The following is a 20,183-nucleotide window of genomic DNA, read 5'->3' as shown; positions in this document are numbered from 1 at the left end:
AACGAATTCAAGGAGACACCAAGATGAACACGATCAATCCCGAAACCCGGTTCCGCGACCTTGCCGACCGCGAGCGGATCGCGCACGATCGCCACGTCAATACGGTCGCACGCCTCGTCGCGATCGAGAAGAAGGGCCGCGCGCTCAGCACCGCCGAACAGGCCGAGAAGGAGCTGTCGGAAAAGATCCTCGACGAGATCGCCAAGAGCCAGCGCAACAACAGCAAGATGGATGAGGTATGCGATCCGCTGTTCGTCGGCGCGCGCACCTTGCTCAACACGCAATCTCTGATCAGCCCCGAGCTGCGCACCGAAGTCGACGGCGGCAAGTTGCTGTTCGACGTGGAAGAGAATCAGCCTTACTCGATCGTCGCGCTGACGATGGGTATCCTCGCGCTCGACGGCGCGACCGCGCCGCCGGTCATGTTGGTCCCGCAGCATACCAACAAGACGGGAATGACCATCGTCGCCGGTGGAAAAGGCAACGGCCTGACGATCTATCCAAACGTCAATCATCCGCTGATGGACACCTTCACGCGGCAATTCTTCGCTGCGGTGGGCGAGGCGCGAAGTTATGGCGAGCTTGCCGACCGCGTTCTCGTGCTGCTGGCGCGCGAGGGTGATCCCGACGGACGCGGCGGCGATGCGCCGGGGATCAGCACGCAGGAATATGCCGCGGTGTTGCGAGGGCTTGCCCAGCGCAAGGTGACCGTCACCGAGCCGCAATTGCGGCGCCGCGTCAACGAAGTGCTCGATCAGGTCCAGAATATCGGCGGCGAGGACAGCATCGCCGATCTCGGCATCGACTTGCCCGATCTCGAGGATCTCGCCGACCAGACCATCGTCGCCGAGAATGTCCGCGTGATGGGTCCGATGATCGTCTCGGCGATGTTCGAGGAGTTGAAAGTGTTCCAGGTCGTCGACCGCATCGTCGAGCAATTCCAGCATGGCATGCTGCCGATCGGCCCGGGCAATGCCGGCAAGATGCTCTACCGATATTGGCGCGAGGCGCCCAACCGGATGTCCGAACAGGAGCGCAAGAACTTTGCTGCGATCACGCTCGGTATCCCGGGCGGCGATCCCGGCGGGATGGTCAATCGCGAATTCAACGATCTGTGGATCCGCTTCGTCTCATCGGTGTCGTCGTTCATCCGCCAGAGCGAAGTCGATCAGTTGCTGCGTTCGGCGACGCCCAGCCCGATCAGCCACCAGCAAGTGCGCAAGGCTGCTCGCGATCTCGCCGGCAACCTGTCGCTCCACGGATACGGCATGGCCCATTATGCCGCGCGCGAGATCCAGTCGCAGGTCAAGTTCATGATCGGCCTGCTGCAGGATCCCGAGATCCTGGGCTCATACGGCGCCAAGGACATGTGGCAGGTGGTCGACCAGGTCGCGACCTACGAGCTTGGCGGGGCCAAGACCAGTTCGCGCTATCGGACGCTGGCGACCTGCGGGACGATCATCACGGCCTGGCTCGCCAACAACGTGGTGCGGGTCAACGCGGCGACCGGCCCCATCATCGACATCGATCAGGTGCGCAACCCGGATGTCGCCGCGACGCATCGCTCGACGATCGATCCGACCGACTACGACCTCGTCAACGCCTGCGAGCTGTGGCTCGCCGATACCGCGACGACCGACAGCCAGATCGAGGAATTGTCGCAGCCGCGCGAGGCACCGCAAATGACCTCCAAGCCGATCCAGATCCCCGCCATGGCCCGCGACATGCTCGACGGGATCGGCGACCTCGGGGTCGGGCTGGGGCGCGGAACGCCGGCGCACCCCGCTTACGCCAACGGCCATGGCTACCGCCCGAATTGACCTCGGGCGGTCGTCCACCCTCGAACACTTGAGGAACAGACAATGCCATTTCCTTCACGAGACGCGCCGCTGGTGCAGCGGGTCGAACACCGGCTCAAGAGCGCGGCACGCGCGCTCGGCACCGCCGATCCGTTCGCGCCGTCGCGCGACCTGTTCATGCGGACCTTCGCCTATCCCGCCGACGATCCGCGCTATCGCGACAATGCGCTGATGCCGATGGCGGCGCCATTCGAGCCGAGCTTTTCGGAAACCCAACCGGGCAAACTGCGCTTCACGATCGAACCATTGCCGCCCCAGGCATCGTCGATCGACCGGCGCGACGAATCGACCCGCGAGATGCGGCGACTGGTCGGCAGTTTCATGGGGCGAGACGCATTGCGCTGGTTCGACCAGGCGAGCGAGCCGTATCGCGGTTTTGCGCGGCCCGGCGGCAACATGGATTACGGAGCCTTCTTCGGGTCGAGCTTCGACCGCGAAGGCCTCTATGCGTCGAAAATCTATTACGAGTTGCCCGGCGGGCGCGGGATGATCGACGACATGCCGGTCACGCTCGGCCGCATCGTCCAGGCCGCGCTGCAATTGGTGCCGGGGCTGAAGCCGCTGTTCACGACGATGGCGGCGCAGCGCGACATGGGCGGGCAACGGCTGACCTTCGCCTGCACCGAACCGTTGCGGCTTGCCGACCTTCAGCCGGTGATGGACGTGCTCGGCATCGGGCATCGCCTGCCGGGCATCATGCAGATGCTCGGGCTGGTGCTGGGTGGGCGTTTCGAGTTGCCCGCGCACGGCGCGCTGCTGGCGTTCGGCGACGGGCCAAACGGCCCCGATTTCGAGATTTACGTCCTGCTCTCGGCGATTCCCGACGTGCCCCCCAGCTTCCTCAGCCTGCTCACGATGGGATTGGCCGAGCGCCCGCGCGGGCTTGCGGCGCTCGAACGTTGGATGGGCGCGTTCACGCCCGAGGACGAGCATTGGCCGGGCCGCTTCTCGATCGTCAGCCTGCGCACCGATGCGACCGCGCCGCCGCGCGTCAGTCTCTACCTGCGCCCGGTCGAGTTCGAGTTGCCGCCCGAGGCGCTCCAAGCCGCCGCCTGACCCGAAAGACGCTTTCCCCGCGAGGTTCGCCATGTATGCCGCCGCTCAATCGATCGCTTCGCCGCCGCCCAGCCGGCCCGCAGGGCCGACGCCCGATCCGCACGTGCGGCAGAGCGTCGCGCAGTTGCTCACCCAGTCGGATGCGTTTCGTCGGATGTCGCCCGGCGACCAGCAGGACATCGCGCGCAACACCGCGTTGATCGCCGACTATCTGGCGCGGCCCGAAGGCATCCAGGGCAACCGCATCCCCGGCGGGATCGGCCAGCCGGCGGCGCAGGCGCTGGCCGAGGGCGACGACAAGTCGGCGGCGGAAGCGAGCTGGCAGGAACGCAACGCCGCGGTCGATGCGATCGGCAAGGACGAGTTCAAGGCGGACGCCGCAACCGCCGCCGCTAACACCGCCGGATTACTGCTCAACCAGGTCCAGTTTCCGTCGTTCGTCTCGGCGTTGATCAGCGGCGTCTTCCAGTCGATCACCAAGAGCTCGATCGAGCAGATGCAGGCGTATCAGGAGATGATCGCCTCCGTCGCCAAGTCGCTCCACCAGTTCATGGACGACAATGTCTCGGACAATCAGGGGCGCGACAATATGGTCGACCAGTTCCCCGACTTGTTCCAGATCGGTCAGAGCGACGACGATTGGGGCGACCAGCCTGCGGGTCCGAAGCTCGAGTTGCGCGAGGGTGTCGACGAAGGCGACGCGCTCAAGCAGGTCAACAACAAGCTCCAGTTCGAGAATGGGGCGCTCAAGAGCCTCGACCTGTCCGATGCCAATGTCGAAAAGGCGCTGATCGAGAACAGCCGGATGCAGCTCGCGCGCCAGCGACAGCAATTGATGGCCAGCATCGTGCTGATGGGGATCAATCGCATCGTCGTCACCGACGGCAAGATCTCGGCGAAGATCATCTACGACGTGCGCGCCAACGACACGATGTCGAAACGCCGCACCGCGAGCGCCGTCGACATGGCGCGCGACCGATATGGCAACGTCCAGCAGACCTCGTCGGGTTCGGGCAAGTATGACAGCGGCGGCAAGCGCGACTATAGCCGCAGCGACGGCAATACCGATTACAGCGCGGATTATTACGCCAAGGGCGAATATCAGTACGAGAACAAGCCGATCATCACCGCGCAGACCGCGGCGTCGGAAGCATCGACCGCCGCGCTCCAGACCAAGATCCAGCTGTCCGGCGCGGTCGACGTCAATTTCAAGAGCGACTATTTGCCGCTCGACAAGATGGCGACGCCGCAGATGATCGCCGCGATCCAGGGCAATGCCACCCCGGCCGACCCCAATGTCGTGCCGAGCCCCAAAGCAGCCCCGGCGGCGCCGGCGCCAGCCCCGGCACCGGCGGCTTGAGGGGGCCGCGATGTTCGTCGCCCCGCCACAGCGTTCGTCGCCTTCCCAGGGCGGCCTCCCGCCGACCAGCGCGGAAGCGTTCGACGCCACGCGCCCGGAAGTGCGGCGCCTGCTGACCGCCATCCCCTCCTTTCTCGATCTGCCCGACCATGAACGCAAGAAGATCGCCGCCGACACGGTACGCGTGCTGTCGTACATCGCCGATCCCAACGGCGTTCGCTCGGAAATCGCCGGGCGCGAGGCGCGCGGCGAGATAGCGCCGGTCGCGGCGGCATCCGCCGCGCCGATCGCCGGCGCGCTGGCCGACCCGGTCGAGGACACCAAGAAGGCGCTGTCGCAAAGCCCGGGTTTTGCCGGCAAGGATTTCGTCGCAGGCGCGACGCAGCAGGGCGTCGAGCAATTCGGCCAGATGGTTCAGAAGGTCGATTTCCCAAAGTTCGTCGGCGGGCTGATCAAGAACGTCTTTCAGGCGATCGTCGAAAGCTCGATCGAACAGATGCGGGCTTATGGCGAACTGATCGCCAATGTCGCCAAGACCACCGACCAGTTTATGCGCGACAATATCGGCGAGGCCTCGGGCCGCGACTATCTCGCCGACGCCTATCCAGATACCTTGTCGGTCGGCACCAGCAGCAATGCCGACGGTTTCGCCGACGGCGACACGGCCGCCCAGCCGCCGCCGCGGCTCGAGGCGACGGGCGAGAATGCGGAGGTTCGCCTGGCCGAGATCAGCCGCGACATGAACGTCAATCCGCCGGTCACCGACCTGAGCGACGCCAATGCCGAATTGCGGCTGGTCACCGCCGCGCGGCTGCAAATGGCGAAGCAGCGCCAGCAATTGCTGTCGTCGATGGTCATGCTGGGGATCAACCGTATCGTCATCACCGACGGGTCGATCAACGCCAAGGTCATTTTCGACATGCGCGCTAGCGACACCGCCAACCGTCATTACACCGCGTCGATGAACGACCGCTCGGCCCAGAAATACAAGGAAAGCATGAAGGCCGAATATGGCAGCTGGTACACGCCCTACAGCGCCAGCGCGGCGTTCGAGGCGACGCAGGAACATGTCGCGACGGTCGGCTCCGCACTCGATGAGACCAGCGAGTCCAAGGCCGAGGTCAAGGCCAAGCTGTCGGGCGAGGTGCGGGTCAATTTCAAGAGCGACTATCTGCCGCTCGACAAGATGGCGACGCCCGAGATGATGTCGGTGATCCAGGGTAATTCGACGCCTTACAATCCCAACGCGAAAGCCGCCACCACGTCCGCCGCGGGGACGTCCTGAGCCATGAGCATGTCCGCCATCGCTCCGATCGCCGACGCACAGCTTTGCGCGGCGTTGTCGACTGGCGAGCGGCTGGTGGCACGCGCGACCGCGCCGGGCCTCGCCTTCGCGCTCGATCAGCTTGGCGATATCGACATTCCCGACGCCGCGACTGATCGCGTCGACAAGGCGCAATTGCGCGCATTGGCCTCGCTCTACCTTGCCGCCGATCTCGAACCCGCCGGGATCATCCCCGCGGTCGAAACGCTCGCAGGCCTGTCTGCGACCGGCGCCACGACGCTGGACCTTGGTGGCGCGGAAAAATTGGTCGCGACGTGGTGGCACCACCGCAACGAGCGCGTCAGCGCGGCCGAACGCGGTGCCTTCTTCTCGCGCCTGTTTGGTACCTCGGCCGGTCCTGTCGCGGCAGACGCCGACCGCAATTTCCAGTTCGAGGACCGCATGCTGGAATTGTGCGAGTCCCTCTACAAGCTCGACGAATTGTCGGCGGGCGATCCCTATGGCGGCAGCGCGCAACAGGCGAGGGTGCGCGCCGCGGCGCGAGCGCTGGTCCAGAACCTCGCCCAGGCGAGCGGTGGGATCACCGCGTTCATGGCGGGCGAGATCGTCCAGATGCTCAAGGACGCCTTCGCCATCGTCGGCCATCCCGACCTGCGCCATGCCTTCGGCGCGCGCGACGTGTGGGACGTGGTGACGGGCATTGCCCGCGCCGCCCATCGGCAGCCGGTTCAGCCAAGCCCCTATGTCCATCGCGGCAAGGCCGGGATGACGGTGATCGCCTGGCTTGCCGACATTGCCGATCGGGTTTCGGGAGCCGGGCCGTTGGTGGCTATCGGCGATGCCGTGATAGGCGCGGCGGCCGACTGGATCGAGGCGACGCTCAGCATCGGCGAAAGCGTCGCCTCGGACGCCGCTACGGCGATCGCGCCGCCACCGCCGCCGCCTGCAAGTTCGTCCTGGGCCGCGCTGGGCGGCTGACATGGCGTCGGCTGCCTTTTTGGCGCCGGTGCCCGTCCCGCGGCCGGGCCGACCTGGCGCACGCGATGATGTCCGCCATAACGTCCGCGCCCTGTTGTCGACACAGCAGGGGTTCAACGCGCTCGACCAGGCGACGCGGCGCGATCTCGCGCGCGGACTGGTCAAGATCGGATCGGCCGCGCTCGACCATGACGATCTGCAGGCCGCCCGGCAACCGCGCCCAGTGCTCGCGTTGGCGCAGAATGCGGGCTCAGAATTTTCGGGCGTCGCCGTCGATCGCGTCGCCGGCACGACCCAGGCGGTGCTCAACGCGGTGTCGTTCCCGCGCTTCGTGACCGAGCTGATCAGCGGCGTGTTCAAGGCGATGAACGATTCGAACCAGCAGCAGCTCACCGCGTTTGTAGAGCTGATTCGCAATGTCGCGCAGACCACCGAGGGATTTGCCGACAGCAATGTCGGGGTGGGCGGCGCGCGGCAATGGCTCGCCGAGCATTTCCCCGCCTCGTACGAAGTGCAGGGAGGCGACGACAGCGACAGCCTGCCCGAGGATCTGAGTGGCCTCAGCCCCGACGAACGGCGCGAGCGCCAGGCGGAGATCGAGGCCGAGCGCGCCGCCTCCACCCGGCTTGCGTTCAAATCGGGAGCGCAGCCGCCATCCGAGGCGATCCTGCGGAGCACCCTGGGCATCGCGCCAGGCGATCCGGTGCCGCCCGGATCGAACCCCGAAACGCTCGTGCCGTTCGTCCAGCAGACACTGGCGCGCAACCGCCAGCAATTGCTCGCGACGATGATCCAGATGGGCCTTCAGCGCATCGTCATCGAAAGCGGGCGGCTCAATGCTGCGATGAACTTCCACATCGATGCGACCAGCGCGGCAACCAACGACCGCGGCTCGCAATTCGACCTGCACAATACGACCAACGCCAGCGTCAATGCCAAATTCGGGCCCTGGGGCGCGGAGGCCAAGGTCCAGAACACGATCGGTTACGTCACGACCGATCGCACCCAGACCACCGAGAACATGCATACGGACGTCAATCTGAGCAGCGGGGTCGAGCTGGTGTTCCGCACCGATTACGTTCCGCTCACTCGGCTGGCCGGCGTCCAGGATGTGGAGCGAATCCGCGTCAATACGATCAACCCCGATGCTGAGGCGGCGCGGATCGCCAGCGACCGCACGGCGCGGCAGACGGCGGAATCGGCCGACGAAGCGGCTCGCGCCGCGCGACTGGATGCCGGCCTACGCCCGCCGTCCGCACCGTCGACGCCCGTGCCTGTTTCTGCGCCAGCGCAGCCGGCTTCGGGCCGAACGACGCCGACCGGAGCCGCTGCTGCCGGAACTCCCGTGACACCTGGGCATTCGGCGCCGGTAGCGGGGGCGCAGCCGGTGACAGGGGCGCAGCCGGTAGCGGGGGCGCAGCCGGTGGCGGGGGCGCAGCCGGTGGCAGGGGCGCAGCCGATCGCAGGGGCGCAGCCGGTAGCGGGGGCGCAGCCGGTGGCGGGGGCGCAGCCGGTCGCAGGGGCGCAGCCGGTCGCAGGGGCGCAGCCAGTCGCAGGGGCGCAGCAGCCATCGGCCGGAACCGGAGCGCGGCCCGCGACAACTGCCGGCTCGCCCCCGGCAACGACGCCGACGGCAGTCGCACCGGCATCGGCGCACGCCGGTTGACGCAGCGGGCCTTAGGGACAGTTGTCCGCTTTATTCGATTGACGGTCAGGGCGGCTAGCCGGCCTACGGCCCGACTCCAGTCATCCGATAGTTCACGTTCGTGATGTCCGCTTTCGCGGAACACTGGGCCAAAAGCTGCCAGTCCGCAGTCGGCCCAATATCTGCCGTTGCCACTTAGGCCCTTTTGGCGAAAGTGACATGGCTTGGGGAGCGGTATTCGTAGAGCATGCGTGGCGGCACACGTTTACCCCAGTTTACTCTCGAGCGTGATTGCTGCGTGATTGCTAAGCCACTTCCCAAGCCGCAGAGTCGTGGGATGACCTAATTTTTTATCACACATATTCAAAAGATTAATCCAAACCTCAGAGTGGCATATTCTAAACTCTGGTATTTCCGCTATTTACGGGTCTGACGATCGCCGGCCGACCGGAACGCTGGCGGCGGCGTCAAACCCGGACTATCGTAGCGCGCAATGACCGAGCGTCGCGACAAGCCCAGCTTTGCCAGCCTGTTCAACCGCGCCCGCGCTGAGGCGGAGGGGACGGCGGCCGTTTCCCCGGCACCGCCCGCTGAACCGATGCCCTCCCAGTCGGCAGAAGCACCACCGCCAGTCGCCCCCCCCCGCCGCGACGAATGGGCGTATGAAGCAATGCAATTCCTGGTCGACCCGGCACGCGTGCGTATCTGGCCGGGCAATGCGCGCATCTATGACGACCTCAATCCCGACAATTGCCGCGACCTGATCCAGTCGATCGCGACCGAAGGGATCCAGAAGGTTGCCGCAGTCGTGCGGCCTGTCTTCGACGACGCTCTCTACGAATATGAAGTGATCGCCGGCACGCGGCGCCATTTCGCGGTGTCGTATCTGCGTGCGACCAGCATGCCGTCGCTGCGCTTCCTGATCCAGGTCGAAATCCTCGACGACGAGGCCGCCTTCCGCCTCGCCGATCTGGAAAATCGTGCGCGCAAGGACGTGTCCGACATCGAACGCGCGCGCAATTATGCGGCCGCGCTGCACGATCATTATGACGGCCATCTGACCCGGATGGCCGAGCGGCTGGCGCTGTCCAAATCCTGGCTATCCAAGATGATCCGGGTATCGGCGCTGCCCGATCAGTTGCTCGCGGCGTTCGGGTCCCCGAGCGATCTCCATCTCAAGCCGGCCTATACGCTAGCGCAGAAGCTCGACGGGCCGGCCGGGCCGGTGATCATGGCGACCGCGATCCAGATCGCCCGCGCGCAAATGGCCCGCCGTACGGACGGTCTGGCGCCCTACCCCGCAGCGGAAGTGCTGCGGCAGCTCAACGACGCGTCGAGCCCGCCGCCCGAGCAATCCGCCGAACTGCGCGGCCCCACCGGCCGGCTGGCGATGAGCGCGAACGCCAACAAGAACACCTTGACCCTGAAGCTGCATGCCGGCTCCGGCGTCACGCGCAAGGCGATCACCGAAGCGGTGCGCGCTGCGCTCGATGCCGCCGAGGCGAAGGGTTTCTCGCTCGGCCTGTCGTCACGGGACGAGAGCGATTAGTCGTTGATGCCAGTCGGCCTGGACGACTGATCCGGCGACTGTCCGCTCCGCCGCCACATCCCCTGAAGCACGCGGCCGAGCATTGATGGCCCACCGGGCCGGAGCAACAGCCAGTCGCGGATCACCGGCCCCGGTTCGGCGCCGATCGTGCTCTTGTAACCGCTGTCGCCCGCGCCCCAATCGACCTTGGTCATACCCTGCTGCAGCGCCCGGACGAGATTGCGATAATAGAGGAGCCTGCCCGGCGAATGTTTGGCAAAGGCAGGATCATAGCTGTTGGCGATGGCGTATTTGAGCGTGCCCAGATTGAGGTCGAACGAAAAGGCGGCCGGAACCCCATCGACCGTCAACAGCGCCGCCGACATCATCTCGGCGATCACCGGATCGGCGGCGGCCTGGCGCCAGAACGCGCCATGGCCACGCTTGGTGAATTTGGCGTCGCTGCCATCGGTACGCGCGGCGATCCAGCTCTTCTGTTCGACCGTGGCAAGCTGATCGAATCCGCCTCCTGCGAGATCTCCGCCGCTCAGGAAACGCCAGTCGAGCGCGCCATGATCCGCCAGATGCTTTTCATGGAAGCGGTTCTTCTTGAGCGTCGATGCGCGCGGCCACGCCCCCTGGCGTTGCGCAGCGGCCATGTCGAGCAGATAGGAATCGGCCACGAAGCGGTCGAGCACGACCCAGCGCCGTCGCCTCGCAGCCGCGATCAGCCCGCTAACCGCAGGGTCGCCATCATAGGAGGGCCCGATGCGCAGGCCGTTGACCTCTTGCCCCAGTCGATCGACCAGCACATCGAACGCGCCGTCCGATGCGTCGGCGCAAGCGGGGAAGCCGCGAAACGGCCAATAGCAGCCGGGGATCGCGGCTAGCCTCGCGGCCTCGGGTCCGAATCCGGCCAGCGGCAGCGCAATGACCGGATAGCCGTCGCGTTCGACGATCAAGGTCCGCGCGCGACCGCCATAAGCGGCAATCGCTGCGGCGAACCATTGGTAACGGAGGAATCGGTATCCCTCGTCCGCTTGCTCCGCGACCGCATCGATCAACGCCGACAGTCCGTCGAACGCAGTGGCGCGCATCGCGGGGGGCAGGCGGGTGAATTCGCTGAGCAACATCGGCTTGGTCATGGCGGCCGGCTATACCGGTCAGCCGTTACCAAGCCGTTTTTGGCGAAAAAGACATGGCTCGCGACCCTCGGTGCAAGCGATCGCACACTCCTATCGCTTCCCTAATCGCCGTCAGCCCGTCATGATGCCCCGCGATGCAGCCCAATACCGTCTCGACGATCGCCCAGACCATCCAGCTGTCGCTGTCGCCGGTGTTCATGCTGACCGGTATCGGCGCCTTGCTCAACGTGCTGGTCGGCCGGATGGCGCGCGTGGTCGACCGCGTGCGCGACCTGGAGAAGCTCCATCCGTTATCGAGCGGCCCGGATCGCGACCGCTACGTCTCGGAACTGCGCATCCTCGACCGGCGCATCAGGGTGATCAATTTCGGGCTGTTCCTGGCGGTGTCGAGTGCGGTGATGACGTGCCTGGTCGTCGCGCAATTGTTCGTCGCCGAACTGATCGGGCTGCGCATCGCGACGATCGTCGCCCTCACCTTCACGCTTGCGATGCTGCTATTGATCGCGGCGCTCGTCAGCTTCATCGTCGAGGTCCGCACCTCGCTGCTGGCGGTCAAGGTGCGTGAGGAGTTGCTCGAAGAGCGGCAGGGCTAGCGCTTACCCTCCACCCCGGCTCCCGCATCAGCCGTCGGCGCATAGGACGGCGCGACCCGCGCCTTCGACGCCTGCTCATAGACATAACCGGCTTCGAGCAGCTTGCCGTCGCTATAGGCCGGGCCGATGAACGACAATCCGGTCGGCAAGCCACGCACCAGCCCCATCGGTACGGTCAGATTGGGATAGCCCGAAATCGCCGGCAGTTCGGACGAGCTCGGCCCGTTATACTGGTCGCCATAAATCGGATCGCTCAACCAGGCCGGCCCATAAGTCGGCTGCACCAGGATCGTCGCATCCGCCTGTTTGAGCATGCCGTCGATCGCCGCTTTGGCGAGGCCGAACGATTTGTCGCGCTGCGCCTGATAGGTCGGCTCGCCCGTCCCCTTGGACTTCGCCGCCATCTCGAAAATCTCCTGCGCGAAATAGGGCATTTCGGCATCGGCATTAGCGGTGTCGAACGCGATCACGTCGTCGATCGTCCGCGTCTTCACGCTGGGCGGCGTCGAGGCGAGATATTTGTCGAGGTCGGTCTTCAGCTCGAACTTGAACACGTCGAACTCGGCGTCGGCCATGCCGTCGGTCTTGGGCCGCTGGACATCGACCAGCACCGCGCCCTGCGCCTTGAGCACCGCCAACGCCTGATCGAAGCGCGCAGCAACCAGCGGCGACATGTCGGGGCGGTAGACCGCGATCCGCGCTCCCTTGAGTGATGCGGCGGCCAGTCCGGCGGTGAAGTCCTTGCGGTATTTTCCCGCATCCTTGGTCGCCGGATCGGCCGGGTCGCTGCCGATCATCGCCGAGAACAAGATCGCGACGTCGCTGACACTGCGCGCCATCGGCCCCGGCGTGTCCTGGCTATGGCTAATCGGCACGACATAAGTGCGGCTGACCAGCCCGAGCGTCGGCTTCAGCCCGACCAGTCCGTTGATCGATGAGGGGCAGACCACTGATCCGTCGGTCTCCGTCCCCAGCCCCGCCGCGGCGAAACTCGCTGCCACGGCCGCACCCGTCCCACTCGACGAACCGCAGGCGGTGCGATCGAGACCATAGGGATTGCGCACCAGTCCGCCGATCCCGCTCCACCCGCTCATCGCCTTGGTCGAGCGGATATTGGCCCATTCGCTGAGATTGGTCTTGCCCAGGATAACCGCGCCCTGCGCCCGCAGCAGCGCGATGACCGGTGCGTCACGATGGGTCAGATTGTCCTTGAGCGCCAGGCTGCCAGCGGTGGTCGGAACGGGATCCTTGGTTTCGATATTGTCCTTGATCAGGATCGGGATGCCGTCGAGCGGGCCAAGCAGCTTCTTCGCCTTGCGCCGCGCGTCGCTCGCCTTGGCTTGTGCAAGCGCATCGGGATTGATCGCGATGATCGCGCGCAACGCCGGACCTTTGCGGTCCATCGCCCCGATACGATCGAGATAGGCGCGCGTGATGTCGGCGCTGGTGTCCTGTCCCTTATCCATGCGCGATCGCAATTGATCGATCGAGACCTCGGTAACGGCATGTTGCGCCGGCACATCCTGCGCGATCGCGGGCAACGGTGTGGCGAGCAGGATCAGAGCGGCGAAGCGACGCATGGCAGTCCCCTTTTATGGCGCGCCTTCATCGTCCAACTCCTCCCCTTCGACAAGCGGGATGCGCAGGTTATGCTATCGTCATGACTGCCCCGCTCGAAACCCAGGCGATCATCATCGGTGCCGGCATGTCGGGGCTGCTGGCGGCGATCCGGATGAAGCAGGCCGGGGTCGATTTCGCCGTCCTCGAAAAGAGCCTGGAGGTCGGCGGAACCTGGCTCGACAATTGCTATCCGGGCTCCGGCTGCGACGTGCCGAGCCACCTCTACAGCTACAGTTTTGCGGGCAATCCGCATTGGTCGCAGCTGTTCGCGCGCCAGCCGGAGATTCTCGACTATTTCCGTGACCAGGCGAATCGTTTCCAGCTGCGGCCGCATCTTTGCCTGGGCGTCGAGGTCGCGAGCGCCGATTGGGATGAGGCGAGCACGCGATGGACGGTAACGTCGATCGACGGCAATCGCTGGCGTGCCCCGGTGCTGATCGTCGCAACCGGCCAACTCAACCGCCCACGTACCCCCGATCTGCCGGGTCGCGAGAGCTTTGCCGGCGCGCAGATCCACACCGCACGCTGGCACGCCGATGCACCGATCGCCGGCAAGCGTGTCGGGGTGATCGGCACCGGCGCCAGCGCGATCCAGATCGTACCCGAAATCGCGGAGGAAGCCGCGCATCTCACCGTGTTCCAACGATCGCCGCATTGGGTCATTCCCCGCATGGACGCGCCGATCGCACCAATGGTGAAGCGGCTCTTCGCGAGCGTCCCGTTGCTGAGAAAGGCGTTTCGCGCGCTGATCTGGCGACGGCTGGAGGCGACTCACCCGGCGATCGCCGAGCCGGGCGGCGCCAAGGCGCGCGAGATGGAGAAGATGGCGCTAGACTATCTCGCCGCTACCATTGCCGACCGCGATTTGCGCCAGGCGCTGACTCCCGATTTCCCGATCGGCTGTAAGCGCACGCTCGTGTCCGACGATTATTATCCGGCGCTCGTGCGCGACAATGTCACGCTCGAAACGCGCGCGATCGACCGGATCGAACCGGCCGGCGTGCGGCTTACCGACGGCACACTGATCGAGCTCGATACGATCGTCTGGGCAACCGGGTTCGAAACGCACGGCTTCGTCGCGCCGATCGCGATCAACGGGCCGGACGGGAGTCTGGCACAGGCCTGGGCGAACGGCGCCAGCGCCTATCGCGGCACCACCGTCGCCGGCTTCCCCAACCTGTTCCTGCTCTATGGCCCCAACACCAATCTCGGGCACAATTCGATCATCTTCATGGTCGAACGCCAGATGGAATATGCGCTGCCGGCTATCCTCAAGCTGGCGCGCGGCGATGCACGCCGGATCGCGGTCACGCCCGATGCGCACCACGCCTATAACCTGACGTTGCAGGCGCGGCTGGCCACCACATCCTGGGCAGCCGGGTGCGGCAGCTGGTACAAGACCGATGACGGCGTGATGCCCAACAACTGGGCCGGCAACACCGCCGAATTCGCGCGGATGATGAAGCGTTTCGATACCGAAGCGTACGAGATCGCCTGACCGTCGGGCCGGCTCAAGCGGCCGGCGCAGGGCTTCAGCCTGACGTGTAGCCCAGCGCGTCGAAGGTGCGCTGCAGCCACCAGAAGCTCAGCCCGGAAATCACGACTACCGCAACCATCAGGCCCCAGCCGATCGTGGTCAGTTTTCGGTTCGCGGCGTCGCGATAGCTCCAGCGCGCGCCGCCGATCAGGAAGAACAAGCCGAATACCAGCAAGGCGGGGACGAGCACGAAGATCTTGAGCGAATAACGGACTTCGGCGGCATGCGCCTGCGCTGCCTGTAACGGCTGCCAGATACCCCACCAGCCGAAACCGACAAAGGCGATCAGGCAAAGCAGCCCGCCCAGGCGATATTTCACATCCGCGGTCATGACGTCCCCGTTTTTAGCGTTCGATAGGCTATAAATGAAAAGAGGCTGCCGGGGATTCCCATCCCCGGCAACCTCCTAACATGGTCAGCGGCCGGAAGCTCCAGCCCGGAGGACCATGCGGACCGCTATTCCTGTGACCCTAAGCGTTGATTGAGGGAGGATACCCCCCGCAAAGGATCGGCGGACTTAGCGGCGCGTCCCCCGAACGAACTGAACCGACCCCATTGCTGAACCATGAGACATCGGATCACCTCCTTTCGCTTGTTGAAACACCGTGACCAACACTGGCCACGACCTCAATGTGAATCGTACGGACTCGTAATTCAAGTCTTGTAATGTTCGAGAAAATCGACGATTCTCTCCCGCCTGTTGCTTGTCAGCGCCCGAACGCGGCGCGGAGCTCTTCTTTTGCCTTTTCCAGCACCTTTTTCTGCTTCGCCGGCAGGTCCTTGCCCGCGCGGTTGATATAGAAAGTCAACATCGACATCGCCGATTGGAACGGCGCCCCCTTGCGGCGACGACTGAGCTCGGCGGAGCGCTTGAGCGACAAGGCGATCGATTTCGGATCGTCGCGTGTGAAAACGTCCTTCTCGAGATCGAGCGCATCCGAATGCTCGGTGACGTCCTGCGACCATTTCTTTGCGGCCGTCATCACTCAATGCCGCTTGAAATATTGCACTTCGCGCTCGTGCTTCTCGGCGCCCTCACGCGTGTCGAATGTGCCGAGGTTGCGGCGCTTGTGCGTCTTGGGGTCGACCTTGCGCGAATAGAGCCGGTATTCGCCCGATTTGAGCTTGCGGATCATGTGTCATCTCCTCGCGATCGGAGCATCGCGCGGAAAAGTGGGAACCGGTTTTCCGCACCAGCGATGCGACAACAAGGGCACAACGTGCGAGGCGACGAACTTATCCCCGGCAATCCTCGATCACGCGGCCGAGTTCGGCATAAGGCGGCACGACCAAAGGCGCGGCGCCGGCGCGATCGACGACGAACCGCCCGCGGCTGAAGACCATCGCGTCGAGCATGGCATCGCTCGGTGCGAACTGGCTGGCGACATAACCAGCATCGCCGCCGGTCGCGCGCAGCGAGATCGAGCGCGTCAGCGTCGTCGTACGGATCGTCGCGGCATCGCCGGTCCCCTGGACCGACAGATACATCGCCCCGCGCGTACGATCACAGCGCAGGGTGAGAAGCGCATCGGCGCCGACCGGGCCGAACAAGGCGATCGAACCCACGCCATCCTTGCGATATGCCCAGTCGCCCGGCGTGAACGGCCATTGGTTCCAGTCGGACGCGAGCGGCGGCGTGACGACCGGGGGCGGGCTCGGCTGCGCCACGGGCGGCGGTGCGGGCCGCGCGACCGGCGGCGGCGCGGGTGGCGGGACGCAGCCGGCGAGCAAGAGAGCGGCAGACGTTGCGACGACGACGAACTTGTAGCGCATCGGCCGACCATGGCCGTGCGCGACGCCGGCCTCAACCCCAAAGCGCCATTCGGGCGTGGATCGGCGACGTACGTCGCGCTACGATCGTTTCGCATTCATCCGCGAAAGGGTAAAAGTGGCCGAAACGAGCATCCAACCGCTGGTGGCGGCGACCCTGGACACGACAATGAAGGTCCGGGGCCGGGACGGCGGCAAGACGATCGGTACGCTCCACGCGTTCATGGTGCACAAAAGATCGGGCCGCGCGATGTACGCGGTGCTGAGCCTGGGCGGTTTCCTGGGCATCGGCAAACATTTCTACGCGGTGCCGATCCAGCTGCTCGCCTATGACCTCGCCGCCGATGCCTATGTCGCCAGCGTCGAACCTAAGACCCTGGAGGGCGGCCCCAATTGGTCGGGCGCAGCACCCGATTTCGACCAGGCTTATGCCGATCGACTGGCGAGCTATTACGGGGCCGAGAAGCAGGACCTGACGGTCGGGTAGCTCAACCGGTCAGGCTTTTCGCAAAGACCTGCCAGGCGGGTATCATGTTGAGCACGATGCGGATGACCTGGGTGAGCAGGAAGAATGCGCCGCCCCATTTGGTCGCCGCGTGCAGCTTGCCCGTCGTGCGCAGATCGTAGGCGACCAGCACCAACAATAGGAAGTCGGTCAGCACCATCCCGCCTAAGGGCGGGGTGAGCGGCAAATGCGACATCCGCGTGACCCGCGCCAACGGTGTCGTCAGCAGCGCGAGCGTGCCGAGCAGCATCAGCCGCTTGTGCCAGGCCGCGCGCTTGCGCATCGCCACGGCCCAGCCGGTCAGCACCGCGAAGGTCAGGACCGCGCCGAGCGGGAAGACCAAGGGTGGGCCCGATGGCGGCAAATGCGCGGCAGCGGTGACCTGTTTGGTGATGATCGCCGTCGCGATCCCCAGCGGCACCATCGCCACCGCGACCAGCACCGCCACCGGCCCGACGATACGATGCACGTCGGCGCGCCCGGCGGAGATCAGACCGGTCTGAACCAGATAGAGCAGCATCCAGAGGGTGAAGACCACGCCATGGACATGAACAAGCAGTGACAGCCGCGGACCGCCAAATACGCCGGAGAGATAATAAGATGGCGCAAAGCCCGCGAAGGTCAGGACGATCATCGCCCCCGCCATGCCGAGAAAGAAGCGGCGCTCCCTGCTCAACCGCTCGTTAACACGCCCCGCGACCGTCGCCATGCCGATCTCCCTTTATTGCCGGGAAAGTCAGCCGCTGGAGCGGGAGAACGATAGGATAGAAACGACGTCGGGCGCTGTTCAACGCGAATTTGGCGTCTGCAAGCGGAATTCAGCCGGGCCAGGTCAGCCGCATTGCCCGCGTGGTAGAGCCGAACGGGGTAATCACGCCGCTCCGACAATGCCGGCCTTGCGCCGGCATCCACCGGACCTCCGACCCAGAAGGCGAGCCTTCAGTAGGAATCGTGAGGATCGGAACGGCTGCACGGTAGACCCCGGCACAAGGCCGGGGTGACGGTTGGAAGAAGGGCATGACCCTATTACGCGGTCTTCGGCGCCCAGCTCTACCGCCGACTCCCGCTCCCGAATTTCTTCTGCACTTTCCCGTAGCGCGTCTTGCGCGTGCCCGGCTTGCCCTCGTTCGAGCGGCCCATCACCGGCGGCAATACGCGGTCGTCCACGGGCAGGCCGAGCTCCTCCGCCTCTAGCGCGCGGATTTCGTCGCGCAGGCGCCCGGCTTCCTCGAATTCGAGGTCCGACGCGGCTTTGCGCATCTTCTTCTCGAGCTCCTCGATATAGGCGCGCAGATTGTGCCCGACCATGTGCGGGCGGTCGTCGTCGATCGGGACGGTGACCTGATCCTTCGACGCGACGTGCGCGATGATGTCGCCGATATTGCGCTTGATCGTGGTCGGCGTGATGCCGTGTTCGAGATTATACGCTTCCTGCTTCTCGCGGCGGCGATTGGTCTCGTTGAGCGCGCGTTCCATGCTGCCGGTCATGCGATCGGCATAGAGGATCACCCGCCCCTCGACATTGCGCGCGGCGCGGCCGATCGTCTGGATCAGTGAGGTTTCCGAGCGCAGGAAACCTTCCTTGTCGGCGTCGAGGATCGCGACCAAGCCACACTCCGGAATATCGAGGCCTTCGCGAAGCAGGTTGATGCCTATCAGCACGTCGTAAACGCCGAGCCTAAGATCGCGGATCAGCTCGATTCTCTCCAGCGTCTCGACGTCCGAATGCATGTAGCGGACCTTGACCCCCGCCTCGTGCATATATTCGGTCAGGTCCTCGGCCATGCGCTTGGTCAGCGTGGTGATCAGCGTGCGATAGCCCATCGCCGTGGTCTTGTTGCACTCCTGGATGACGTCCTGGACCTGCTCCTCGACCGGGCGGATCTCGACCGGCGGGTCGATCAGGCCGGTCGGGCGGATGACCTGTTCGGCGAACACGCCGCCGGTCTGCTCCATCTCCCAGCCGCCGGGAGTCGCCGAGACATAAGTGGTCTGCGGGCGCATCGCGTCCCATTCGTTGAACCTGAGCGGCCGGTTGTCGATGCACGACGGCAGACGAAAGCCATATTCGGCAAGCGTGATCTTCCGCCGATGGTCGCCCCGCGCCATGCCGTTGATCTGGCCGATCGTCTGATGGCTCTCGTCCACGAAGAGCAGTGCGTTCTCGGGTAGATATTCGAACAGCGTGGGTGGCGGCTCGCCCGGCAGGCGCCCGGTCAGGAAGCGCGAATAATTCTCGATTCCGGCACAAGATCCCGTTGCCGCAATCATTTCCAGGTCGAAATTGGTACGCTGTTCGAGCCGCTGCGCCTCGAGCAACTTGCCTTCGATCTGCAATTCCTTGAGCCGCTCGGCCAGCTCGTGCTTGATCGCTTCCATCGCCTGCTTCAGCGTCGGCCCGGGCGTCACATAGTGCGAATTGGCGAACACGCGGACGTAATTCAGGCTCGCCACCTTCTTGCCTGTCAGCGGGTCGAACTCGGTAATGTCTTCAATATCGTCGCCGAAGAACGACACGCGCCAGGCGGTGTCCTCATAATGCGACGGGAAGATTTCCAGCGTGTCGCCCTTCACCCGGAAATTGCCGCGCTGGAACGCCGCGTCGTTGCGCTTGTACTGGAGCGCGACCAGCTTGCGCACGATCTCGCGCTGATCGACCGTCTGGCCTTTCTTGAGGTCGAAGATCATCGCCGAATAGGTTTCGACCGAGCCGATACCGTAGAGGCAGCTGACCGAGGCGACGATGATCACGTCGTCGCGCTCGAGCAACGACCGCGTCGCCGAGTGCCGCATGCGGTCGATCGATTCGTTCACCGAGCTTTCCTTCTCGATGTACGTGTCCGACCGGGGCACATAGGCCTCGGGCTGGTAATAATCGTAATAGCTGACGAAATATTCGACCGCGTTATCGGGGAAGAAGCTCTTGAACTCGCCATAGAGCTGCGCGGCGAGGATCTTGTTGGGCGCGAGGACCAGCGCCGGCCGCTGCAGCGTTTCGATCACCTTGGCCATGGTGAAAGTCTTGCCCGACCCCGTCACGCCCAGCAGCACTTGATCGCGCTCGCCGGCCAGCGCCGCTTCGGTCAATTCCTTGATCGCGCCCGGCTGGTCGCCTGACGGTTCGTAGTCGCTGACCAGCTTGAACGCCTTGCCGCCCTCGACCTTTTCCGGTCGCTCTGGACGGTGGGGGACAAAGGACTGACCGGTTTCGGGTTCAGCCAGGCTGGTGCGAATCTGGATTGCCATAGTTCGCGAATATGGTGACTTTAGCGCCCACCCGCAACAAAGCGGGAACGGTCGCG

At 64.9% G+C, this 20,183-nt stretch carries 18 protein-coding genes; 10 read left to right on the top strand and 8 right to left on the bottom strand.

The features are described from left to right. Positions 1 to 23 precede the first annotated feature (23 nt). From AC1DRD_RS04430 to AC1DRD_RS04400, 7 genes are all read left to right on the top strand, one after another. Entirely contained in the window at positions 24 to 1,820 is a 1,797-nt protein-coding gene (locus AC1DRD_RS04430) for a hypothetical protein (protein WP_478040456.1), read from the top strand. A 42-nt stretch (positions 1,821 to 1,862) separates the two neighbouring features. Beyond that, positions 1,863 to 2,915 carry a hypothetical protein gene (locus tag AC1DRD_RS04425; RefSeq protein WP_478040455.1) on the top strand — a complete coding sequence of 351 codons (1,053 nt, stop codon included), beginning with the start codon at positions 1,863 to 1,865 and terminating at the stop codon, positions 2,913 to 2,915. 31 nt (positions 2,916 to 2,946) lie between these two features. After that, complete coding sequence (locus AC1DRD_RS04420; protein ID WP_478040454.1) at positions 2,947 to 4,275, top strand: hypothetical protein; 1,329 nt, start codon at positions 2,947 to 2,949, stop codon at positions 4,273 to 4,275. A 10-nt stretch (positions 4,276 to 4,285) separates the two neighbouring features. Further along, a complete protein-coding gene (locus AC1DRD_RS04415; RefSeq protein ID WP_478040453.1) occupies positions 4,286 to 5,560 on the top strand; it encodes a hypothetical protein in 1,275 nt (424 codons plus the stop codon). A 9-nt stretch (positions 5,561 to 5,569) separates the two neighbouring features. Next, positions 5,570 to 6,538, top strand: coding sequence for a hypothetical protein (locus AC1DRD_RS04410; RefSeq protein WP_478040452.1), 969 nt, complete (start codon positions 5,570 to 5,572; stop codon positions 6,536 to 6,538). A 1-nt stretch (position 6,539) separates the two neighbouring features. Next, positions 6,540 to 8,204: a hypothetical protein gene (locus AC1DRD_RS04405; protein ID WP_478040451.1), complete on the top strand. Its 1,665-nt coding sequence runs from the start codon at positions 6,540 to 6,542 to the stop codon at positions 8,202 to 8,204. A 472-nt stretch (positions 8,205 to 8,676) separates the two neighbouring features. Next, complete coding sequence (locus AC1DRD_RS04400; protein WP_478040450.1) at positions 8,677 to 9,732, top strand: ParB/RepB/Spo0J family partition protein; 1,056 nt, start codon at positions 8,677 to 8,679, stop codon at positions 9,730 to 9,732. Here the strand turns inward: AC1DRD_RS04400 and AC1DRD_RS04395 are convergent. Then, a complete protein-coding gene (locus AC1DRD_RS04395; protein WP_478040449.1) occupies positions 9,729 to 10,856 on the bottom strand; it encodes a GNAT family N-acetyltransferase in 1,128 nt (375 codons plus the stop codon). The genes AC1DRD_RS04400 and AC1DRD_RS04395 overlap by 4 nt on opposite strands. A gap of 134 nt (positions 10,857 to 10,990) precedes the next feature. Here AC1DRD_RS04395 and AC1DRD_RS04390 point away from each other — a divergent pair, with 134 nt between their 5' ends. Then, on the top strand, positions 10,991 to 11,449 hold the full coding sequence (locus tag AC1DRD_RS04390) for a DUF2721 domain-containing protein (protein WP_478028408.1): 459 nt from the start codon (positions 10,991 to 10,993) through the stop codon (positions 11,447 to 11,449). On the opposite strand, the gene AC1DRD_RS04385 is transcribed toward AC1DRD_RS04390, so the two are convergent. Beyond that, positions 11,446 to 13,029 carry an amidase gene (locus AC1DRD_RS04385; protein WP_478040448.1) on the bottom strand — a complete coding sequence of 528 codons (1,584 nt, stop codon included), beginning with the start codon at positions 13,027 to 13,029 and terminating at the stop codon, positions 11,446 to 11,448. The genes AC1DRD_RS04390 and AC1DRD_RS04385 overlap by 4 nt on opposite strands. An 80-nt stretch (positions 13,030 to 13,109) precedes the next feature. Between AC1DRD_RS04385 and AC1DRD_RS04380 the strand changes: the two genes are divergently transcribed. Continuing rightward, positions 13,110 to 14,567: a flavin-containing monooxygenase gene (locus AC1DRD_RS04380; RefSeq protein ID WP_478040447.1), complete on the top strand. Its 1,458-nt coding sequence runs from the start codon at positions 13,110 to 13,112 to the stop codon at positions 14,565 to 14,567. A gap of 34 nt (positions 14,568 to 14,601) precedes the next feature. On the opposite strand, the gene AC1DRD_RS04375 is transcribed toward AC1DRD_RS04380, so the two are convergent. The 4 genes from AC1DRD_RS04375 to AC1DRD_RS04360 all read right to left on the bottom strand — a co-directional run bounded on the left by AC1DRD_RS04375 (position 14,602) and on the right by AC1DRD_RS04360 (position 16,379). Next, the gene (locus AC1DRD_RS04375; protein ID WP_478040446.1) at positions 14,602 to 14,937 is read right to left on the bottom strand and encodes a hypothetical protein; all 336 of its coding nucleotides are present in this window, start codon (positions 14,935 to 14,937) and stop codon (positions 14,602 to 14,604) included. A 376-nt stretch (positions 14,938 to 15,313) separates the two neighbouring features. After that, a complete protein-coding gene (locus AC1DRD_RS04370; protein ID WP_478040612.1) occupies positions 15,314 to 15,589 on the bottom strand; it encodes a DUF3175 domain-containing protein in 276 nt (91 codons plus the stop codon). A 3-nt stretch (positions 15,590 to 15,592) separates the two neighbouring features. Then, a complete protein-coding gene (locus tag AC1DRD_RS04365) occupies positions 15,593 to 15,742 on the bottom strand; it encodes a hypothetical protein (RefSeq protein WP_157082174.1) in 150 nt (49 codons plus the stop codon). A gap of 100 nt (positions 15,743 to 15,842) precedes the next feature. Beyond that, entirely contained in the window at positions 15,843 to 16,379 is a 537-nt protein-coding gene (locus AC1DRD_RS04360; protein WP_478040445.1) for a hypothetical protein, read from the bottom strand. A 115-nt stretch (positions 16,380 to 16,494) separates the two neighbouring features. On the opposite strand from AC1DRD_RS04360, the gene AC1DRD_RS04355 reads away from it, so the two are divergent. Continuing rightward, the gene (locus AC1DRD_RS04355; RefSeq protein WP_478040444.1) at positions 16,495 to 16,863 is read left to right on the top strand and encodes a PRC-barrel domain-containing protein; all 369 of its coding nucleotides are present in this window, start codon (positions 16,495 to 16,497) and stop codon (positions 16,861 to 16,863) included. Between the two features lies 1 nt (position 16,864). Here the strand turns inward: AC1DRD_RS04355 and AC1DRD_RS04350 are convergent, their stop codons facing one another. Both AC1DRD_RS04350 and uvrB read right to left on the bottom strand, forming a co-directional pair. Next, positions 16,865 to 17,590 (bottom strand): hypothetical protein, encoded by a 726-nt coding sequence (locus AC1DRD_RS04350; RefSeq protein ID WP_478040443.1) that lies wholly within the window; start codon positions 17,588 to 17,590, stop codon positions 16,865 to 16,867. A 341-nt stretch (positions 17,591 to 17,931) separates the two neighbouring features. Continuing rightward, entirely contained in the window at positions 17,932 to 20,127 is a 2,196-nt protein-coding gene (gene uvrB, locus AC1DRD_RS04345; RefSeq protein WP_478040442.1) for an excinuclease ABC subunit UvrB, read from the bottom strand. Positions 20,128 to 20,183: the final 56 nt, after the last annotated feature.

This window comes from Sphingomonas sp. P4_G2 (assembly GCF_056401155.1).
The sequence above is the reverse complement of the archived record's forward strand: the minus strand, read 5'-3'. Positions and strand labels throughout refer to the sequence as shown.

Coding starts and splice junctions, on each gene's coding strand:
- AC1DRD_RS04360 (WP_478040445.1), bottom strand. CDS start 16,379: ATGCGCTACAAGTTCGTCGTCGTCGCAACGTCTGCCGCTCTCTTGCTC.
- AC1DRD_RS04370 (WP_478040612.1), bottom strand. CDS start 15,589: ATGACGGCCGCAAAGAAATGGTCGCAGGACGTCACCGAGCATTCGGAT.
- AC1DRD_RS04380 (WP_478040447.1), top strand. CDS start 13,110: ATGACTGCCCCGCTCGAAACCCAGGCGATCATCATCGGTGCCGGCATG.
- AC1DRD_RS04385 (WP_478040448.1), bottom strand. CDS start 13,029: ATGCGTCGCTTCGCCGCTCTGATCCTGCTCGCCACACCGTTGCCCGCG.
- AC1DRD_RS04415 (WP_478040453.1), top strand. CDS start 4,286: ATGTTCGTCGCCCCGCCACAGCGTTCGTCGCCTTCCCAGGGCGGCCTC.
- AC1DRD_RS04425 (WP_478040455.1), top strand. CDS start 1,863: ATGCCATTTCCTTCACGAGACGCGCCGCTGGTGCAGCGGGTCGAACAC.
- AC1DRD_RS04430 (WP_478040456.1), top strand. CDS start 24: ATGAACACGATCAATCCCGAAACCCGGTTCCGCGACCTTGCCGACCGC.
- AC1DRD_RS04405 (WP_478040451.1), top strand. CDS start 6,540: ATGGCGTCGGCTGCCTTTTTGGCGCCGGTGCCCGTCCCGCGGCCGGGC.
- AC1DRD_RS04420 (WP_478040454.1), top strand. CDS start 2,947: ATGTATGCCGCCGCTCAATCGATCGCTTCGCCGCCGCCCAGCCGGCCC.
- AC1DRD_RS04395 (WP_478040449.1), bottom strand. CDS start 10,856: ATGACCAAGCCGATGTTGCTCAGCGAATTCACCCGCCTGCCCCCCGCG.
- AC1DRD_RS04375 (WP_478040446.1), bottom strand. CDS start 14,937: ATGACCGCGGATGTGAAATATCGCCTGGGCGGGCTGCTTTGCCTGATC.
- AC1DRD_RS04410 (WP_478040452.1), top strand. CDS start 5,570: ATGTCCGCCATCGCTCCGATCGCCGACGCACAGCTTTGCGCGGCGTTG.
- AC1DRD_RS04350 (WP_478040443.1), bottom strand. CDS start 17,590: ATGGCGACGGTCGCGGGGCGTGTTAACGAGCGGTTGAGCAGGGAGCGC.
- AC1DRD_RS04365 (WP_157082174.1), bottom strand. CDS start 15,742: ATGATCCGCAAGCTCAAATCGGGCGAATACCGGCTCTATTCGCGCAAG.
- AC1DRD_RS04390 (WP_478028408.1), top strand. CDS start 10,991: ATGCAGCCCAATACCGTCTCGACGATCGCCCAGACCATCCAGCTGTCG.
- uvrB (WP_478040442.1), bottom strand. CDS start 20,127: ATGGCAATCCAGATTCGCACCAGCCTGGCTGAACCCGAAACCGGTCAG.
- AC1DRD_RS04400 (WP_478040450.1), top strand. CDS start 8,677: ATGACCGAGCGTCGCGACAAGCCCAGCTTTGCCAGCCTGTTCAACCGC.